We start from the raw sequence: 19752 nt of genomic DNA on the forward strand, positions 1-19752 counted from the left end.
TCTATTTATTAGATACCAATTTCTTCTTTACATAATTAACATCAAGACAATAATCATTATAAAATGCTAGTCCACCACTTAAAACATAAACCTTCGAATATCCTCTTTGCATCAAAATTCGAGCACAATTATAAGCTCTTACACCAATCGCACAATAAATAACGATTGTTTTATCAGGATCTAGTTCATTATAACGTTTAATTAACTGACCATATGGAATATGATAAGAATTACTGATTTGACCATTAGCTCTTTCTTCATCTTCTCTAACATCTAATGTAATGACATTATCTTTTACCTGTTGATATTCATCAGGTAACATCATTTTAATATAACCATCAGCTATATTTTCACTAACATATCCTACCATATTGATTGGATCTTTTGCTGATGAAAATGGTGGTGCATACGCTAAATGCAAATCCTGTAAATCAGTTACTTGACCATGATAATTAATTACTGTTGCTAAAACATCAATACGTTTATCAACACCTTGATAACCAACTATCTGTCCCCCTAAAAGATAGCCTTCTTGATCATAAATTACTTTTAAAGTAATAAAAGAAGCATTAGGGTAGTATCCTGCATGAGCTTTTTGCTGTAAAATAATTGCCTCATAATCTTCATGACGTTTTAAACCTTGCTGATTTAATTGTTTTTCATTTAATCCAGTACTTGCTGCTACTAAATCAAAAACTTTAATAATACTGCTACCAAGTGATCCTGGATATCGTTTTTCTTTTCCAGCTAAAATATCTCCAAGCATTCTTCCTTGTTTATTGGCAGGTCCAGCCAAAGGGATCATTGTCTTTTTATGATTAATTAAATGCTCAACTTCAATAACATCCCCTATTGCATAAATATCTTCGATATTAGTTTTAAAAGTATCATCAACAATAATTCCACCAGCCAAATTACATGAAATACCAGCTTCCTTAGCTATTTTACTATTTGGTTTAACGCCGGTTGATAAAATAACCATATCATATTCTTTTTCAAAACGATTTGTTTTAACTACAATTTGATTATCATGATCTTCAAATTGAATTAATTCAGTATCTAAATTTAAATTAATTCCTTTTTGACATAACTTTTTATGAACTATCTGGGCCATTTCAAAATCCAAATTATTTAGCACCTGTAAACTTTTTTCAACAATATCTACTGCCACATTATTTTCAACTAAATTTTCAGCAGTTTCAATTCCTACAAAACCACCACCAACTACACAAACTGATTTAATATCTTCTAAAATAATCTTTTGTTTAATCTTTTCAAAATCATTAAATGACCATAACTGATAAATTCGAGAACTATCAATTCCTGGTATTGGTAATTTAATTGGTGAAGACCCTGTTGCAATAATTAATTTATCATAACTTTCTAAATAATTATCTTGATTTAAATGATCTAAAACTGTTACTTTTTTATTTTCAGCGTCAATTTTAATAACTTCATTTTGAACTCGTACATCTATTTGAAAACGACTTTTAAATAATTGTGGTGTCATTAATAACAAATCATCTCTACTAGAAATCACATTAGAAACATAATAAGGTAATCCACAATTAGCATAAGAAACATAATTTCCTTTTTCTAAAATAATTATTTTGTCATCTTTACTTAATCGTCGTAATCTTGCAGCCATACTAGCTCCAGCCCCAACACCACCGATTATTACTATTTTCATATTATCACTCCTCTACAAAAAAAAGCCATTATGGCTTTTTATAATATTCACTAATACTATCTTCATCATTATCAAAATAATTGATTTTCATTGCATCTTTAGCTCTTTTTAAAGTAGCATTAGCTTTTTTATTAGCTTTGATACATCCTTCATGTAATACACTCATAACATAGTCAATATCTTTTTCTAATTCTTGACGTCTTTGTCTGATTGGTTGAAGTGTATCTTCAAGAACATTGAATAAGAATTTTTTGATCTTAACATCTCCTAAGCCACCACGGCGATAATGATCTTTTAATTCATCTAAATTATGATACTCTGGTAAATATTTTTCAAAATGTTCATCTTTACAAAAACAATCTAAATAAGTAAATACAGTATTTCCTTCAACAGTTCCAGGGTCTTGAACACGAATATGATTTGGATCAGTATACATACTCATGACTTTCTTTCTAACATCTTCACTTGTATCAGCTAAATAAATACAGTTTCCTAATGATTTAGACATTTTAGCTTTTCCATCGATTCCAGGTAAACGTTGGCATACTTCATTTTCAGCTAACATAATTTTAGGATTTACTAAAACATCACCATAAATACGATTAAAACTATGTACAATCTCTTTAGTTTGTTCAATCAATGGCATTTGATCTTCACCAACAGGAACACAAGTTGCATCAAAAGCGGTAATATCTGCTGCTTGTGAAACTGGATAGTTTAAAAAACCTACTGGTATACTAGTTTCAAAACCTCTTTGTTTAATTTCTTCTTTAATTGTTGGATTACGTTGTAATCTTGATACTGTTACTAAGTTCATATAATATGCAGTAAATTCAAATAAAGCTGGTACTTGTGATTGAATAAACATTGTAGTAACTTTAGGGTCAAGTCCCACTGACATATAATCAAGAGCAACTTCTAATATATTACGACGAACTTTTTCTGGATTATCTGCATTATCTGTTAATGCCTGAGAATCAGCAATCATAATATAAATTTCATCAAATTTACCTGAGTTTTGTAGTTCAACCCTTCTACGTAATGATCCTACATAATGTCCTAAATGTAATCTTCCAGTAGGACGATCTCCTGTTAAAATAATATCCTTCATATAAATCTCCTTTTTCTAAAAGTAAAAAAGGTTTTTATCCTCAAGGATAAAAACCACTCTGCCACCTTGTAAGACACCATCATGTCCTTTTTCTTAACGCGAAAAACACGGCGCCACTACTCCCAACGGTTTCATTTTGCTTCTCACCAGGCCCATTCATCAACTAGTTTATCTTGATTTCCACCACCCATCAAGTCTCTTAAATAAAGCTTAGTTGATTACTCTTCCTAGCTAAACGAATTTAGTATAGTTAAAATGATAAAACGGTTAGCTGGATATTGTCAATAGTTTAGTTTTATTTTTTAATAAAAATTAAAGATTACCAGCTTCAACAAAATATTCCTGATAATAAATAATTCTAATCATATCTAATATCGCCATTATTTGATAATTAAAGCTAATACCATCAAATTTACCAGGCAGACTAAAGAAATACTTTATTTCCTTAAGATTTTCATTTTCTAATAGTCTATTTTGCGTAATTAACATTGTATTACAACATTGCAACTGCGCTAAAGATTTCTTTTGAATAAAATCACGTAAAGATCTTCCAGTTGAAGTGAAGAAAACAACAAAATCACCATCTTTAAAATTATTATCAGGATCATAAGCATGATATTGAATAACATTTTTACCAAGTGTAATTAAATCAGTTTGAAACTCAACAGCAATACTGCTAGGGAATAATCCACCAACAATAACAATTCGTTTAGCACGATAAATATCATGACAAATAGAAACAATACTATCCATAAAGCTATCATAATCATTTACTTCAATCATTTTAAATAAATCACGATAGCTGATACTTAACATTCTAGCTCGAATTTGATCATTTCTTAAAATATCATCAGCAACTAATTTTTCATGAAACTCTTCATAATTATTAAAACCTAAATAGTTTAAAAAACTATTAATTACCCGAGGATCAATTGCACTTTCCGTGCAAACTTGTTTAAAATCATATTCAATCATTTTTTTATAATTAGCAATTACAAAAGTACAAAATTGATAATAACCATCATAAAATAATGTTCCGTTTAAATACTTAATAATTCTTGACAATAAAATATCACCCATAAAACCAACCTCCTTGATTTTTTCACACTATTACTATAGCACTATTTACTGTCAATTAATTAATAAAAAAATATATTGAAAAAAATTTTACATTTTTTATTAAAAATACTATTACTAAATGAAATAATCATTTCATTTATTCCTTAGTCATCTTCATATACGTTTCTGTTTTATACTTGACATTTTTATCATAATCCAATTTAAAATAACAAGTATATATACAATCTAATAAATATAGTAACGATAACCGAGTTGAAAATGAAGAAATCTTATTATAGTGATTTTCATTAGGATTTAAATACAAATTATAATCACTTGATTGAATCATTGTTTTATTTGTTGTTGACGAAATCAAGACAATTGGTGTTTTATTTTTCTTCAATAACGTCATTACTTGTTCAACTAACATTCCCCTACCTTCAAAAGAAACAACAATAGCTACATGCTCTTCATTACTAGCAGCTGCTGCTAAAGACTGCTGGTATTGTTCAACTGGTACATTAACAACAACACCAATTTCTGACATTTGAAACTTAAAATTTTCAGCAAAATAAATATTACCTGCTGAAGTATAAATATCAATATACTTAGCCTTTTTTAAAGCTAAAGCAATTAGTCTTAATTGTTCTAGATCAATTAGATTATTTAAAGTAGTTAGTGTTTGTTCATACAACTCTTTCATTTTAACAGTAATTTGATACTGTGTTTCATTTTGCGAAAAAGGGTAGTTATAATCAATATCATTTTTTTCTTTCATATAATCACGAATTGAATTAGAAACTACCATTTTTAACTGTGACAATCCATTTAGTTTTAATTTTTTACACAAACGATAAATTGTTGGAATGGAAACAAAACAAGCAGCACTAATTTCATCAGCACTCATATTCACAAAACGTTCGGGATTATTTTTCATATAATCAACTAGCGTTTGTTCATTAGCAGTTAAATCAGTAAGATTATCTAATTTACTAAAAATATTCATTACAACATCCCCTTTTTATTATCTACTAATTATATTTTAAGATTTTAAGATTCTTTAAGCAAGAAAAAAAGGATTGATAAACAATCCTAATCTTCTTTTCCGTCCCAGCAATATGTACATAATTTACATTTATCTAGTCCGATTGATTCAATCATGTCATCTAAACGATGATAACGTAATGAAGTAAAGTTAGAACGACGACGAATTTCTTCACACATTTTTTGATATCTTTCACTATCTGGATCAGCGTATTCTTGTAATACTTCATCGCTTACATTATCACCTTCTAAATCTTTAATAACACGACGAGTAACCAAATCTAGTTCTGAACTTGAACGTGAAAAATTTAAATATTTACAACCAAATAAAATTGGTGGACAAGCAGGCCGAACATGAACTTCTTTAGCTCCGCTATTGTATAAAAATTCAGTTGTTTCCCCAAGTTGTGTTCCGCGAACAATTGAATCATCAATTAACAATAAACTCTTATCTTTTATTAATTCTTGAACAGGTATTAATTTCATTTTTGCAATCATGTTTCTTTGCTTTTGACTAGTTGGCATGAAAGAACGTGGCCAAGTAGGCGTATATTTTATAAATGGACGAGCAAAAGGAATTCCTGATGCATTAGAATATCCTACCGCATGGGCAATTCCTGAATCTGGTACCCCAGCGACACTATCAGGTTTAACATCATCTCTTTTTGCTAACAAATTACCACAACGATTACGCATTACTTCAACGTTGATACCTTCATAAGTTGATGTTGGATATCCATAATATACCCATAAAAATGAACAAATTTTCATTTTATCGCCTGGTTTTTGTTTAACTTCAACTTTATCTGGTGTCATATAAACAATTTCACCAGGACCTAAATCACAATAATGATGATATCCTAAATTTAAAAATGCACTACTTTCAAAAGTAACACAATACCCATTTTCTTTTTCACCAATAATTACTGGTGTTCTACCAAATTTATCACGAGCAGCATAAATACCTTCACTAGTTAGTAATAAAATACTCATTGATCCTTTGATCAATTCTTGAGCATGTTTAATTCCTGAAACAATATCATCTTTTTGACTAATTAAAGCAGCTACTAATTCCGTAGGATTAACTTCTCCTGAACTCATTTCTAAAAAGTGAGTAGTACCATTAGCAAAGCAATTAGTTTTTAATTCTTCTAAATTATTAATTCTTCCAACTGTTGTAATTGCAAAAGAACCAATATGTGATTTAACTAATAATGGTTGAGCTTCGTTATCAGAAATACACCCAACTCCTAAGTTACCTTCAAATTCTTCAATATCTTTTTCAAATTTAGTTCTAAAAGGAGAATTTTCAATATTATGGATTGATCTTTGAAATCCATCTTGACCATGAACAGCCATTCCTCCTCTTCTAGTACCTAAATGTGAATGATAATCAATTCCAAAAAATAAATCTAAAACACAACTTTCTTTTGATGCAACACCAAAAAATCCACTCATTTTATCTATCCTCCAAACTTTTTTCCACCCCTATTGTATCTTATTTGCGTCATTTTTCCTATAATTAATTTAACTTTCGCTAAAATATTTCCCTGGAAATAATAAAATGATTAGCTTTAACTAATCATTTTATCAATATCATCTTCACCTTCATCAACAAATGGTAATAGTGAATGAATCAAATAATGCAACCCTTTATTATTTTGTACATCTTCACTACTAAAATAACATGGTAAATATTCATCCTCACCAAAATAAACTTCTAAATATCCAACTGCCATATCCTGACTATTAATTTTATCAAGCTTAGCCTTTTCAATTAAATCTGATAAATAATAAACAAAATCATAGCTTACTTCATGATTGCTTTCTTTGATCTTTTCTACTTCATCTTCATATTCAACCCTGATTGTATATTGATTGATTTTTTTCAATACCATTATCGTAATTTTTAATTTTTTAGTATCAAAACAGACCGAAAGCAGCTTTTTTAACGCCAAGACTACTCCTCCTTTAATAAAACATATGAAAAATATATCTTATTATACCCTAAAAGTCCATTTAAATACTAAAATTTCCATTTAATTTTTTAGATAATTATCTAAAATCTATTTGAGTGGTAATTTTTACAATTTCACTATAATAATCAAATTGACTTAGATTATCTTTATTTAATAGATTTTTAATCTTTCCATCAACAATATAATAAAGCTTATTTGAATATGAAGCAACAAAGCTATCATGACTAACCATTATAATCGTAGTATTATTTTCTTGATTTATTTTTACAAACAATTCCATTAGCTCCCTAGCAGACAAACTATCAATATTTCCAGTCGGTTCATCTGCAAATAGGATTTTAGGATTAGTAATTAACGCCCTAGCGATGGCAACTCGCTGTTGTTGACCACCTGAACATTCAAATGGAAACTTATCAATAATATCTTCTATTCCTAATTTTTTACTTATCTTTATTAAAGCTTGCTGTTGTTTATCTAAAGATACATTATTCAATCGTAATGAAAAAAGGATATTATCTTTATTTTTTAATGTTTCTATTAAATTATAGTTTTGAAAAATAAATCCAATTTCACTTTTTCTTAAACTGGCTTTATCCTTTTCAGACAGATTTGAAATATCCTGTCCCAATAAAATAACTTTACCACTTGTTGCTTCATCAATCGTCGATAAAATATTTACTAATGTTGTTTTCCCAGAACCTGAAGGTCCCATAATACAAACAAAATCACCTTGATCTATCTGTAACGAAATATCATTAATAGCTACTTTAGGATTTGGTCCATGAACACCGTAAATCTTTTTGAGGTTTTTTATTGCCATTACTTTTTCCATAAATAGATTTCCTTTCTTCTTTTATTTAATAACCAGATTAAACAAATCAATAGTGGTATAAAATACTCAGCTAATACTACTACCAGTGAATAATAATTAGCGTTAGCTTGTATCAGTTTAAAAATAATTACTGTCAAATATACTCCTGATAAAATTAAAATTGTTTTAAAGATACTAATAATTTCTTTATAAGATACAATCTTTAATTCTTTTGTCGTTAAACCGATTTTGTATAGATTTTGATATAGAGTCCCTTTTTCTTGAAAATCAAGCTTAAATCGGCTATAAAGGGTCATCCAGGTCAAAACATTAACTAAAACAAAGATTATATGAACCTGAATATGATATAACGGATAAACACTAGTAATTAAAATTACGATAGGAAAAACAATTACTGTTATTAAAATTAACATAATGATCATCTTAGCCTGTTGTAAAAATAAAGATACATTCCCACTTACAACATAATCTAACGGTTTTAATTTTTTATTATCAATTCTTGCTTGTAAATAATCAGGAATTATATAATACAAAATTCCATAAACACCAATTACTCCAATTATACAAATTAATATTGTTCCAAAACTTAAATCATCACTGTAAAATAAAATAATCAAACCTATTAAATATAAAACCACAAATAATATTTTTGGCATCTTAATTAATCTTTTATCAGTTTTATAACTAACAATATTATGCATTTTTAACATCTCAGGAATTGACATCCGATTAATATAATAAATATCTAAAAATACCATGATCACGGTTGTTAAAAGCAAAAGTAAAAAACTTTGATAAATAGCACTCCATGAGATATAAAAAATATTATAATTCATTCCAACATAACTATATATGATCATTTGTACAACAGGGATTAAAACTACCATCATCAAATATCCCAAAATTGCAGTCATTAAAACAATCATTAAATTTTGAATGACCATATATTTAACCAATTGTAAAAAATCATATCCAGCTAACCGAATTAAAGCAAACTCTCTTGAATTAATACGAATATAATATAAACACGAATAAGCAACTAGCCAAATACAAATAATTATTAAAAAAAATACAAAATGCTTAAAAAATTAGCAACATCATTAATAAACAAGTAAACTATTTGCATCTTAGGATTTTCTAGCATGTTCAACATAACGCCACTTAAACAAATCATAATTGCTAAATTAAAAACTAATGACATGGCTTTCTTTTTTTCAATAAACAACATTTTTAGGGCTGTCGTTACCATTTTAGTTCCCTCCAAAAAAAGCAGGAACACCTTGCGGTGTTCCCTTGAATTTAATAAAACGATTTTGATGCACCGCGTGGATTGTCTAAATGATATTGTTTAGCTATCTTTCTAAAGTTATATAATAACCAGCGATGACGAACTAAATAGTCGCCTTTAGAACGATATAACTCTTCAAAACCACATGGATCTTCAACTTTAATATTATGCTGATGTAATACATCAAATAAACTAGTTGCATTTCTTTGATTATTTACTTCAAATTTATAGGTCTTTCCATCTTTTAATACTAAATCCAAATCTAGATAGAAACGGTTTTCTGGCATTGGAAATGATGGAACATATCTTGAACACATTGAAATAATAGCTTTTTCAACTTCAGGATAAGTAACATGTAATTTTTCAATATTCGAAAATTGAAAATCAATAGTATCTTCTTCAAAATGCAATATTCGATATCTTTTACTAGAACTTTCATCATATTCTAGTCCAGCAAAAATAGCATATACAATTCTTCTTACTGGTTTGGTTTCTTTATTTATTACATTTACTTCCATACCTTCATTATTTGAAGTTTCACTAACTTTATTAGCAACTTCATTTTCAATTACAACTTCACTATTAGTTACACTTGAATCAATGTTATTTGAAAATACATTTTTACTATCTGCAGTATCATTAAATAATTTCAACAAGCTATCCTGAGTTGTAATTTTAACGATTTCGTTGAAGAAGTCCACTTGGCTAGCATTGTTTCTATTAATTTCATTAATTATCTTTCCATCTCGTAAATAAATAAACTTTTTAGCATAGCTAGCAATCATACTATCATGTGTTACTAAAATTATTGATGTGCCTTCTTGATTTAATTTTGTTAACATCCCTAAAAGTTCATGAGAATTAACTGTATCTAGATTACCAGTTGGTTCATCACATACTAAAATTTTAGGTTTACTTACAATAGCTCTTGCTATTGCAGCTCTTTGCCGTTCACCACCTGAACATTCATTAGGTTTTTTATAAAGCAGTTTTTGGATATTAAGTTTTTTAGCAATTTCATTAACTTTATCGATAATTTGATCTGGTGCTTCTTCATTTAAAATCAATGGTGTTGCAATATTATCAAAAATTGATAATGAAGATACTAGATTATGATTTTGAAAGATGAAGCCTAGATATTTATTTCGATATAGACTTAATTCATTATCGCTCATTTGACTAACTTCTTTACCTAATACCTTTAAAACACCACTAGTAACATTATCCAATGTTGATAAACAGTTTAATAAAGTTGATTTACCAGAACCACTTGGTCCCATAACGCTAATAAAGTCACCCTCATAAAGATTAAAATCAATATTTTGTAAAGCATAAAAATTAGCACCGCGTTTTAATAAAATATCTTGATCATATACCTTACAAATATTATTCGCCGCGATTAAGATATTTGACATCACTATATACCTCCCTGATTAATTTATAATAGCTTAAAATCATATAAACTGTCATTATTGCATATAACCCGATATAAACTAACACCATAGTAATTAAAGTATTATAAGCAATCATATTATTTAAATAACTTTGATATAAAACCAATCCGTATATTACAATTGGAAATATGATAAATAGTAAGACGAAAATCAATATTTCCTTAATATGGATCTGATATATATTTTTCTTACTGTAGCCAAGTGATTTCATCATTGCAATAACATTAGCTCTTGAAGGAATATATATCATAAATCTAACGATAAAACATAGAAACATACCAGCCATTAATGCAAAGAATGTCACCAGCATCGCATTTTGAACGATAACGCTTACATTTTGTAAATATAAAAACGCAATAATTATTGGTACAACAACTGATGAAATATTAATCATTACACTCATTGCTTTACTAACTTCTTTTAAATTACTTAAGATCATCAGCCAGTCTTTACTTTTCAATAAAACTTTATTATGCAATAAATCAAATAGTAATGGAATAAACTTATTAATAATAATCAATTCCCCTGCAAGTGAAAACATATAACTTACGGCTATATTTTGACTACTATCACTAAGTAACTGAGATAAACCAATGTACAAAAACAAACATCCAATGATTAATGTAAATACTTTACCAGCATTAGCACCAATGATCTGCTTAGCATTGACATCGGCAAGTTTACTGCCACTACTAAATACTGCAAACGGATTAAAATTAGTAGTTTCAGGAACATGATTCATATAACTAGCAATATCCATTTTGATTCTTAAAAATTTTCCAAAATCAATTACTACAACATATATTATCTTAGTAATAAATAACGCCCCATAAACAAAAATAATTGAATCAATAGTACCCATTACAGTTTCAACATATAACTGCTGGTATAACAACAATAATCCACTTCCGATTACTGCCCCTAACAGATAAGATAATAAAAATAATAATCCAAATTGAATAATGATATATCGTAATACCTGTTTAGTATTTTTTCCCATTAAAAGAATTAACGAAAATTCATCTGTCTTGTGTTCAACCAGGTAATTATTAACAAACAAAATCAGTACAAAAGCAATCATTATTACTATTCCTGTTACACTTTGTAACATAAACTGATCAATAAAATTATTAAGATTAGTCGCTCCTGAATAAATAACTACTGAAATATATTCAAACGAAGCTAAAAATGATAGGATTGTCAGCAAGCCCAAATAGAACTTTTTTTGACTGGCTACAACTTTTTTTACGAAGGTAATCATTTCTATTTCCTCCCTTCCTTCTAATTAAATTATAGTCTTATATTAAATAGATTACAATAATTATTTAAATTATTTTTATATTTCAAAGATGATTAAATATTATTTAATCACCACATTATAAATTATACTAAACAACTTTATCTTAACAAGATTTTAGGCATAAACGACTCAATATCGACATAAATGACTGCAAAATAAAAAGGCACTAAAACAAAGTGCCTAATAAATTATAATGTTGCTATAAAATCACACAATAATTGATAACAATTTACAAATGAAGCAATATTCATTCGTTCATCAGGAGTATGAATATCACTCATATCCGGTCCCATTGTTATAATATCCAAATTTGGTTTTTTCCCTTTAAAAATTCCAGTTTCTAAACCACCATGACTAGCAACTTCTTTAAGTTGTTTACCAGTATGTTTTAAATAAAATTCTTTAAATTGATCTCTTAATTTAGAATCTGGGTCATACAACCAGCCAGGATAATAATTTGATGAAACAGTACTAGCATTAAATGCTCGTGCCACAATATTTAATTCATCGCACATATTTTCAACAGCACTTTTCATTGGCGAACGTAGTAAATAATTAATCTTTAATTGATTATTTTCAATTCTTACTACACCCATATTTAAAGAAATAACTGTTAAATCTTTAATTGCAAATGAACGTTCAACAAAACCATTTTTTAAAACATTCATCATCTCGATTACTTCTTTAGACTCAGCATTACTTAATGCTTGCGGTAATGATTTTGATACTGCTTTTAACTCAACTAATACCCCAGAATCACTAAACTCAAATTCCTCTTTAAAATAACTTTGATAAGTATCAGCTACTTTTTTTAACTCATCAAAATCACTTTCACTAGAAAAAATAATAGTACATTCACGAGGAATCGCATTGTTTTTTAAACCACCTTCAATATCAATAAGCTGAATATCAAGCTTTTCTTTAATAAAACCATACATTACTCTAGTAGCTAATTTATTAGCATTTCCACGTCCATTAGAAATTTCACGTCCAGAATGACCACCTTGTAACCCTTTGATCATTAATTCATATATTGGTTTAGTATTATCTACAAAATGTAAATCCTTATCAACCATAACATCACAACCACCTGATGAAGTAGTACAAGTTTCCCCTTCTGTTTCACTATCTAAACCTATCATTCTATTTGCACTAATTAAATTGCCATCAAATGCTAAAGCACCATCTAAGCCAACCTCTTCACAAACCGTAAAAACACATTCCAATGGTGGATGCTTAACGTTATCAGCACTTAATAACGCTAACATATACGCTACTCCATAACCATCATCAGCACCTAATGTTGTTCCTTTAGCAGTTATAAAACCATCATCAATATACAAATCTAAAGGATCGTTATCAAAATCATGATCACTATCTTTATTTTTTTCATTTACCATATCCATATGGGCTTGTAGCATTATTGCTTCATGATCTTCATATCCTGCACTTGCATCTTTATAAATAATAAGATTATTAACTTGATCTCGTACATAGCGTAAATTATGTTCTTTAGCAAAATTTTCAACATAATCAGCTATTTTTTGTTCATTGTATGAACCTCTAGGAATTTTACTAATTTCTTCAAAATAATAATTCACTGGAATATTTATATCTAAAATACTCATTCTATACCCCTCCATTCGTTTGCTATATTATATCAAAATATCACAATTTAATTAACATTTGTTTTTAAAAAGCGTATAATATTAGTAAATGCAGGAATGGCGGAATGGCAGACGCGCTAGTTTCAGGTTCTAGTGAGATTTCTCGTGTGGGTTCAAGTCCCATTTCCTGTACCAATTAACAAAAAAAAGCAGTTTCCTGCTTTTTTTATTTAAATTTTTTAATATAGCTATTTGAATAAAATGAATATACTAATTGTATCGCCATCACACACCAGATAACAGGCTCACAGAAAATAACTGCCATATATCCAAATTGAGGAATAAATGCAATTACGAAAATAATCTTTCCGACAAATTCAATTACACTTGATATTAACGGTAACATTTTTTGACCTATTCCTTGTAAAGCATAACGCGTTTGCATTAAAATTCCTAGAATCATATAAAATGGTCCCACAATTTTTAAATATAATGAACCATTATTAATAACAACTGGTTCTGTAGAACCTGAGATTAATTGTACTAAATTAGTGGCAAATAATAATAATCCAATTGTAACAATCACTGCTAAAACAACATCATAAACATAAGCATATCTAAGTGCCTGACGTATTCTTTTTCCTTGATCAGCCCCTTTATTTTGAGAAACAAAGGTTGAAATAGCCATCGCCATTGCTGTAAAAGGCATATTAAAGAACATATATAATTTTCTCGCTGCTGTATGACCAGCAATTGTTAAATATCCTAATCCATTGATTCCATATTGTAAAATTACAGAACCTGCTGATACAATACAGCTCATAAATCCCATTGAAAATCCTTGACCAATTAATTCTTTATATAAAGCTTTATCAACTTTAAAATGTTCTTTTAAAGGAATTAAGATTTTTGTTTTCTTCATAATGTAAACAATACACAATAAAACTGAAATTCCTTGAGAAATAACTGTAGCAACAGCAGCTCCTTGAATTCCCATATTAAATGATGTAATAAATAATATATCTAAAACAACATTACAACATGACGAAACAATTAAAAATATTAATGGCATAAAGCTATTTCCAATTGCTCGCATTAAACCAGCACATAGATTATAAGCAAACATTACTACAATAAACAAAGTAATTACTGAAATATAACTATATGCTTCTTCAATTATATTTGCAGGTGTATCTAGTAGAACTAACAATGGATGCAAAATAATTGTACCTATTATTGTAATTACAATAGACGATACAACTCCAATAACAATTGAACTAGCTACTGATTTTTTCAATAATGTATGATCACCAGAGCCAAAACTTCTAGCGGTTACTATTGATAATCCGTTTCCAATCCCAAGTGCAAATCCCACCAATAAATCATATATAGATGTACAAGAACCAATTGCTGCTAATGATACATCCCCTAAATAATTTCCTACTATCATTGTATCAACTGTATTATATAATTGTTGAAAAACATTAGAAATGAGCAATGGTATTGCAAAAATAACCAGTGACTTAAAAATAGGTCCATGTAATAAATCTACATCCGCATTAAAAAAACCTTTTTTTGTCCTTTCCATATCTAATAACCTCCCAAATCAAAATAACACACGGTAGTAACTACCGTGCAAGTTTTTTTCAATATTCTTATATATATTAGCATAATTTTTTTAGTATTTATACTTTAAATTAATGAAAAATTTTCTAATGCAAAATAAATACCATCTTCATTAACAGACTTAGTTACAAAATCACTAGCTTCTTTTACACTAATATCAGCATTTCCCATAGCTACCCCTATCTTGACATGATTCAACATAGCAATATCATTATTACCATCACCAAAAGCCATTGTTTCATCTAAAGAAATGCCATAATAATCAATAATTCTATCAATTCCAACATTTTTACCACCATCAATTGGAATAATATCAGCAAATCGTGGTGTCCAACGAACTGATTTACAATGAGGTGCATACTTTAAAAATTCCTGATCATCTTTTTCATCAATGTACGCCATCATTTGCACAACTTTTTGATTTACAATATCTTTTGCATCTCTAATTGGATAACGTTCATCATTTAAATGTTTAGCACTTTCATCTAAACAGTAGTTATGAATATTACTGTAACTTTTAGTCACCTCAGCAAATAATACTGGGATATTATTTTCATTAATATATGGCAATAATGTTTTCAAATCTTCATTATTAATATATTTTTCATAAATTATTTCTTCATTATTAAAACAATATTGTCCGTTACAGCATAGATAACCATCAAATGCAAAATTACTTCTTACAACATCCAAATTTATTGGTGATCTACCTGTAGCAACGAAAACTTTAATCCCCTTATTTTGTAATAAAGCTAATGCTTCTTTAGTACTATCAGGCATCATCTTAGTATCGTGGTCTATCAAAGTTCCATCGATATCAAAAAATACTGCTTTTATCATTTAATCACTCCCTCGTATAATATGTACGTAATCATTTAATGATTTTTATTAAATTCATTATTGATTGTACATTCTAATTTTAAGATAATAGTTTTGTTTTGAATGAAGGTTTTATTCTCACTCCCTGTGGCTACTTCATGTACGTCCACTTCACAAAGACTTAATCCTTTAATCTTGACATCACTTTATACCCGAATTAGTTTGTTGCAGCAGTGTTTCTACACTTGTCTCCGTATTTGCGAGGTTGCGTTTGTCTTGATTTAGAGGTGCAATTCAATACCGATTGCATATGAAAGAAGGTCATTATTTATGGAAAACAATTATATTCTTTACGTTGGCATGGACGCCTCTAAAGGCAAAGCAGATGCTGCTATCCTCAAGGTTTGTGATCGTAGATCTGTTAAACCTAAATTCTTACGAAAAAAACTATCTTTTAAATTTGTTAAATCAGAAGTCACTTCTTTTTTAGATACTGTTAGAAGTTATTCTGATGATAATTGTACCAGTATCTGTTTTGCTTTAGAAGTTACTGGTATCTATTCTACTAATGTCTATAACTTTATTAAAGCTAATCTTAACGATAATGAAAGCATCAGATTTTTAAATACTGATTTTGTCAATCAGTGGCGTAAAGCCCATAACATTGCTAAATCAGATCCTTTAGATGCTCAAACTATTTCAACTATCATTGGGACCGATTCTGATGTTCAGTATGTCAATGACAATGTTTTTGAAAACAAAAACGGATATCAAGACTTGAAAGCTTTAATACACAGACATTATCAGATCAAAAAAATCTATTCTCAAGAAATCAACCGTCTCATCGCACAATGTGATTGTTTATTTCCTGAACTTCAATATGTTTTCGAACCTAAATCAGCTGCTTTTATCGCTGTCCTATCTTCATATCCTACAACACATGATATCATAAATGCTTCTAAATTTGAAGTGTTCAATGTCGTTTATGAAGCTACGAAACATCGTTGTTCGATGGATAAGATTGATAAGCTCTTTGATTTATGCCGGGATACTCTGGTTCCTGATGATATTTCTTCTTACGGTAGAAACATCATCCTAGACCTTGTTGAAAACATTAAAAACATAAAAGGTCAACTTAAAGCAATTCAAAGATATATCGAAGATGTCGTGTCTTTAAATCCGGCTTATAAACTGCTTCTTACAATGACAGGATGCGGTCCTATAACTGCCGCAACTGTGATTGCTGAAACTGGTGATATAAGCAGATTTAAAAATGCAGACTGTTTTGTTTCTTATTCAGGATCAAGTCCTAGAAACAAACGCTCTGGAACATCTGTAGAAACCATGGGCAAGATTTCTAAAAAGGGATCCAGGTATCTTAGACATGCAATTTATATGATTGCTTAACATTTATAATATTGTGAAAAAAAGAAAAACGCAAGCTAAAAACAACTTGCGTTTAATCGGTTGTACTATTTAATTCTTTTAATTGTATCATAAATTATATCAACACAATCTTCATCTGTTAAATTAGTACGATCTAATATTAAATTATAATTAGTAATGTCATTTAATTTACGATCAGTATAGTAACGATAATAAGTCTTTCTTCTACTATCACGTTCTTCTAATTCTTTTGTAGGATCTTCTAATTCTTCTTGATACTTTTCAACTACACGTTTAACTCTAGTTTCAATATCACTTTGTATATAAACATGGAAACAATCAGATAAGTCCCTTAAAGCATAGTCGCTACAATGTCCAACAATTACGCAATTTTCTTTACTAGCTAAATCCAAAATAATTTTACGCTGCATGAAATATAATTGGTCGATCAGACTAGGACCACCAGCGGTCCAATTATTCAACGTAAATAAGAAATAATTACGATGAGTTGCATATTCACTATTATTTTTAATATAAGATTCAGCTAAACCACTTTCTTTCGCTATTTTTGCTGTAATTTCAGTATCATAATACTTATAATTAAGTTTTTCAGCTAATTTACGTCCAATATCACGACCTCCACTACCATAATCATGCCCGATAGTTATAACTTTGCATTTCATATAATTACCTCCTTTGTATCAAGATGAATATAAATAAAAAGAATACTTATAACTGATCTTCCTTCTATAAATATGATACCACAATAATAGATATCAAGTAAGATATAAAAGTCAAGATAATTTGACCAATTTGTTGCAATTAAGTGTTCTCAGTTTTTTTAGGATTTAATTTATCTTTGATTCGATAAGATGGACCTGTGATATTAAATAAATATGAATAATGAAGAATCCTGTCTAATATGGCTTTAGTTATCATTTCATCATTTCCTAATATCTGTGGCCATTTATCAAATGAAATATTGCTTGTAAAAATAGTAGATCGTTTAGTATATCTTAAATCAATCAATTGAAAAAATAATTTAGCTTCCAGTGGTGTTATTTCATTAAATCCAACTTCATCAATGACTAGCAGCTTATACTTATAAAAGAGTCTTAGTTTTCTTTCTAATGTCCCCTCATTATATGCCTGTCTTAGTATATTGATTAATTTATTAAATTTAATAAAATATACACTATTTCTTCTTATAGCTACTGTATATGCAATTGCTATTGCCAAATGTGTTTTTCCAGTACCAGGGTTACCTACAAATACGATATTTGTAGCATTTTCATAAAAATCCGATTCAATAATGGATCTTATTTTTTCTTCTTTTATACCTGGCTGAAAATTAAAATCATAATCATCAACTTTTCTTAGAAAAGGAAATGCTGCTACTTTTACATTATAAAGTCTGTTATTCTCCTCTTTAGCTATCACTTCCTTATTCAGTATCTTATGCATTACATGCAGTTCTTCTTCAGCTATTTCATTATTCATTACTAATGAATTTAAATATGAATATGCTGATTTCAGTTTTAAATAATTCAATTGTTCCAGTACATCATTAGTCATTGTCATAAATTATATTCTCCAGTTCTTTTAATATTATTTGATTGCTTTCTTTAACTGCCTGCTTATCTGTTTTCTTATAATAAAGTTCATGTTCTTCTTTTATATTAAATTTATTATTAGTAATAGGATGTTTTTCAATAATTTTTCCGTTATAATATATAAGAAGTTCTTTGTTTGTTAATGTCAATATAAAATTTACCAAAAGTGTTAGTTTAATTTTCACCAGTTCTGGTTGTTATGATCATCATCCTCAATCATGGATATCTTATCCTTTGTTCGATATGACCTTCCTGTGATATTTATGATATGTGAATGATGAATAAGTCTGTCTAAGATTGCATTCGCTAATACATTATCACCAAAAACCTCTCCCCATCGTGACAGTGATTTGTTGGTTGTTATGATTGTTGAATGTTTCTCATACCTTTTTGTTATCAATTGAAAAAGAAGATTCGATGATTCGCTATCCAGCGGAAGAAACCCTACCTCATCTATGATAAGTAGCTTATATTTTGCAAAGAATTTCAATCGTGTTTCTAGTCTGTTTTCTAGATGGGCTCTTTTTAGCTGTAGGATGAGATCATTGCAGTTTATGAAATATGTACTGTTTCTGTTTTTCGCTGCTTCTATTCCAATTGATGTCGCCAGATGTGTTTTTCCTACACCTGGGGTTCCAATGAGAAGAATATTTTCTGTTTTTTCCATAAATCTGAGATTTCTAAAATCAAGTATCTGCTCCTTGCTGATCGAAGGCTGATATGAAAAATCAAAATCCTCAAATGTTTTTATATATGGGAAATTGGCCACCTTCACGCATGCGTTCATCGCTCGTTCATTCCTAAGTTCCATTTCAAAATTAGTCAGTTCATATAGTGCTTCCACCATATCCTTCTTTCCTTCATTTACCATGCTTATATATGTATCTAAATATTCTCTTATGCGATCGAGCTTCAATGTTTCCAGATTGTTCATGAGCCTGTTA

General features: G+C 28.8%; 19 protein-coding genes and 1 tRNA gene. 2 read left to right on the forward strand and 18 right to left on the reverse strand.

Annotated features, from left to right (window positions below; genetic code table 11):
• Position 1 precedes the first annotated feature (1 nt).
• From ABGT36_RS11400 to pepD, 12 genes are all read right to left on the reverse strand, one after another.
• Entirely contained in the window at positions 2–1690 is a 1689-nt protein-coding gene (locus tag ABGT36_RS11400; RefSeq protein WP_346678086.1) for an FAD-dependent oxidoreductase, read from the reverse strand.
• Positions 1691–1718: 28 nt separating this feature from the next.
• Positions 1719–2801: a tryptophan--tRNA ligase gene (gene trpS / locus ABGT36_RS11405; protein WP_087302609.1), complete on the reverse strand. Its 1083-nt coding sequence runs from the start codon at positions 2799–2801 to the stop codon at positions 1719–1721.
• A gap of 312 nt (positions 2802–3113) precedes the next feature.
• Positions 3114–3881 (reverse strand): hypothetical protein, encoded by a 768-nt coding sequence (locus ABGT36_RS11410; RefSeq protein ID WP_087302611.1) that lies wholly within the window; start codon positions 3879–3881, stop codon positions 3114–3116.
• A 136-nt stretch (positions 3882–4017) separates the two neighbouring features.
• Positions 4018–4866: a MurR/RpiR family transcriptional regulator gene (locus ABGT36_RS11415; RefSeq protein WP_346678089.1), complete on the reverse strand. Its 849-nt coding sequence runs from the start codon at positions 4864–4866 to the stop codon at positions 4018–4020.
• A gap of 86 nt (positions 4867–4952) precedes the next feature.
• Positions 4953–6362, reverse strand: a complete 1410-nt coding sequence (locus tag ABGT36_RS11420; RefSeq protein ID WP_346678091.1) for an amidophosphoribosyltransferase — start codon at positions 6360–6362, stop codon at positions 4953–4955.
• 116 nt (positions 6363–6478) lie between these two features.
• A complete protein-coding gene (locus ABGT36_RS11425) occupies positions 6479–6862 on the reverse strand; it encodes a hypothetical protein (RefSeq protein WP_087374683.1) in 384 nt (127 codons plus the stop codon).
• A 97-nt stretch (positions 6863–6959) separates the two neighbouring features.
• A complete protein-coding gene (locus tag ABGT36_RS11430) occupies positions 6960–7715 on the reverse strand; it encodes an ABC transporter ATP-binding protein (RefSeq protein WP_346678093.1) in 756 nt (251 codons plus the stop codon).
• Complete coding sequence (locus ABGT36_RS11435) at positions 7703–8776, reverse strand: FtsX-like permease family protein (RefSeq protein WP_346678649.1); 1074 nt, start codon at positions 8774–8776, stop codon at positions 7703–7705. The genes ABGT36_RS11430 and ABGT36_RS11435 overlap by 13 nt, the downstream gene beginning before the upstream one ends.
• A complete protein-coding gene (locus ABGT36_RS11440; RefSeq protein ID WP_346678095.1) occupies positions 8776–8964 on the reverse strand; it encodes a hypothetical protein in 189 nt (62 codons plus the stop codon). Before ABGT36_RS11440 ends, ABGT36_RS11435 begins: the two co-directional genes overlap by 1 nt.
• Before the next feature lie 50 nt (positions 8965–9014).
• Positions 9015–10418, reverse strand: coding sequence for an ABC transporter ATP-binding protein (locus ABGT36_RS11445; RefSeq protein ID WP_308698072.1), 1404 nt, complete (start codon positions 10416–10418; stop codon positions 9015–9017).
• Positions 10390–11718 (reverse strand): FtsX-like permease family protein, encoded by a 1329-nt coding sequence (locus tag ABGT36_RS11450; protein WP_087302626.1) that lies wholly within the window; start codon positions 11716–11718, stop codon positions 10390–10392. Before ABGT36_RS11450 ends, ABGT36_RS11445 begins: the two co-directional genes overlap by 29 nt.
• Positions 11719–11945: 227 nt before the next feature.
• Positions 11946–13385 carry a beta-Ala-His dipeptidase gene (pepD, locus tag ABGT36_RS11455; protein ID WP_300082227.1) on the reverse strand — a complete coding sequence of 480 codons (1440 nt, stop codon included), beginning with the start codon at positions 13383–13385 and terminating at the stop codon, positions 11946–11948.
• 90 nt (positions 13386–13475) lie between these two features.
• Here pepD and ABGT36_RS11460 point away from each other — a divergent pair.
• A tRNA-Leu gene (locus ABGT36_RS11460) sits at positions 13476–13559 on the forward strand.
• A 31-nt stretch (positions 13560–13590) separates the two neighbouring features.
• On the opposite strand, the gene ABGT36_RS11465 is transcribed toward ABGT36_RS11460, so the two are convergent.
• A complete protein-coding gene (locus ABGT36_RS11465; RefSeq protein WP_346678098.1) occupies positions 13591–14952 on the reverse strand; it encodes an MATE family efflux transporter in 1362 nt (453 codons plus the stop codon).
• 104 nt (positions 14953–15056) lie between these two features.
• Positions 15057–15830 carry a Cof-type HAD-IIB family hydrolase gene (locus ABGT36_RS11470; RefSeq protein ID WP_346678099.1) on the reverse strand — a complete coding sequence of 258 codons (774 nt, stop codon included), beginning with the start codon at positions 15828–15830 and terminating at the stop codon, positions 15057–15059.
• Positions 15831–16169: 339 nt separating this feature from the next.
• Here ABGT36_RS11470 and ABGT36_RS11475 point away from each other — a divergent pair, with 339 nt between their 5' ends.
• Positions 16170–17216, forward strand: a complete 1047-nt coding sequence (locus ABGT36_RS11475; protein ID WP_346678100.1) for a transposase — start codon at positions 16170–16172, stop codon at positions 17214–17216.
• 65 nt (positions 17217–17281) lie between these two features.
• On the opposite strand, the gene ABGT36_RS11480 is transcribed toward ABGT36_RS11475, so the two are convergent.
• The 4 genes from ABGT36_RS11480 to istB (ABGT36_RS11495) all read right to left on the reverse strand — a co-directional run bounded on the left by ABGT36_RS11480 (position 17282) and on the right by istB (ABGT36_RS11495) (position 19742).
• The gene (locus tag ABGT36_RS11480) at positions 17282–17878 is read right to left on the reverse strand and encodes an AAA family ATPase (protein WP_087302634.1); all 597 of its coding nucleotides are present in this window, start codon (positions 17876–17878) and stop codon (positions 17282–17284) included.
• Between the two features lie 139 nt (positions 17879–18017).
• Entirely contained in the window at positions 18018–18776 is a 759-nt protein-coding gene (gene istB / locus ABGT36_RS11485; protein WP_087285701.1) for an IS21-like element helper ATPase IstB, read from the reverse strand.
• Complete coding sequence (locus ABGT36_RS11490) at positions 18763–18957, reverse strand: hypothetical protein (protein WP_346678103.1); 195 nt, start codon at positions 18955–18957, stop codon at positions 18763–18765. The genes istB (ABGT36_RS11485) and ABGT36_RS11490 overlap by 14 nt, the downstream gene beginning before the upstream one ends.
• Before the next feature lie 32 nt (positions 18958–18989).
• A complete protein-coding gene (istB, locus tag ABGT36_RS11495) occupies positions 18990–19742 on the reverse strand; it encodes an IS21-like element helper ATPase IstB (protein WP_346676893.1) in 753 nt (250 codons plus the stop codon).
• Positions 19743–19752 lie beyond the last annotated feature (10 nt).

The sequence above is a fragment of the Erysipelatoclostridium sp. An173 genome (genome assembly GCF_963931465.1).
GTDB lineage: Bacteria > Bacillota_I > Bacilli_A > Erysipelotrichales > Coprobacillaceae > Thomasclavelia > Thomasclavelia merdavium.

Bases quoted from the DNA above. Each gene is read 5' to 3' on its own strand.
- ABGT36_RS11400 (WP_346678086.1), bottom strand. From the start codon at position 1,690: ATGAAAATAGTAATAATCGGTGGTGTTGGGGCTGGAGCTAGTATGGCT.
- trpS (WP_087302609.1), bottom strand. From the start codon at position 2,801: ATGAAGGATATTATTTTAACAGGAGATCGTCCTACTGGAAGATTACAT.
- ABGT36_RS11410 (WP_087302611.1), bottom strand. From the start codon at position 3,881: ATGGGTGATATTTTATTGTCAAGAATTATTAAGTATTTAAACGGAACA.
- ABGT36_RS11415 (WP_346678089.1), bottom strand. From the start codon at position 4,866: ATGAATATTTTTAGTAAATTAGATAATCTTACTGATTTAACTGCTAAT.
- ABGT36_RS11420 (WP_346678091.1), bottom strand. From the start codon at position 6,362: ATGAGTGGATTTTTTGGTGTTGCATCAAAAGAAAGTTGTGTTTTAGAT.
- ABGT36_RS11430 (WP_346678093.1), bottom strand. From the start codon at position 7,715: ATGGAAAAAGTAATGGCAATAAAAAACCTCAAAAAGATTTACGGTGTT.
- ABGT36_RS11440 (WP_346678095.1), bottom strand. From the start codon at position 8,964: ATGGTAACGACAGCCCTAAAAATGTTGTTTATTGAAAAAAAGAAAGCC.
- ABGT36_RS11445 (WP_308698072.1), bottom strand. From the start codon at position 10,418: ATGTCAAATATCTTAATCGCGGCGAATAATATTTGTAAGGTATATGAT.
- ABGT36_RS11450 (WP_087302626.1), bottom strand. From the start codon at position 11,718: ATGATTACCTTCGTAAAAAAAGTTGTAGCCAGTCAAAAAAAGTTCTAT.
- pepD (WP_300082227.1), bottom strand. From the start codon at position 13,385: ATGAGTATTTTAGATATAAATATTCCAGTGAATTATTATTTTGAAGAA.
- ABGT36_RS11465 (WP_346678098.1), bottom strand. From the start codon at position 14,952: ATGGAAAGGACAAAAAAAGGTTTTTTTAATGCGGATGTAGATTTATTA.
- ABGT36_RS11470 (WP_346678099.1), bottom strand. From the start codon at position 15,830: ATGATAAAAGCAGTATTTTTTGATATCGATGGAACTTTGATAGACCAC.
- ABGT36_RS11475 (WP_346678100.1), top strand. From the start codon at position 16,170: ATGGACGCCTCTAAAGGCAAAGCAGATGCTGCTATCCTCAAGGTTTGT.
- ABGT36_RS11480 (WP_087302634.1), bottom strand. From the start codon at position 17,878: ATGAAATGCAAAGTTATAACTATCGGGCATGATTATGGTAGTGGAGGT.
- istB (WP_087285701.1), bottom strand. From the start codon at position 18,776: ATGACAATGACTAATGATGTACTGGAACAATTGAATTATTTAAAACTG.
- istB (WP_346676893.1), bottom strand. From the start codon at position 19,742: ATGAACAATCTGGAAACATTGAAGCTCGATCGCATAAGAGAATATTTA.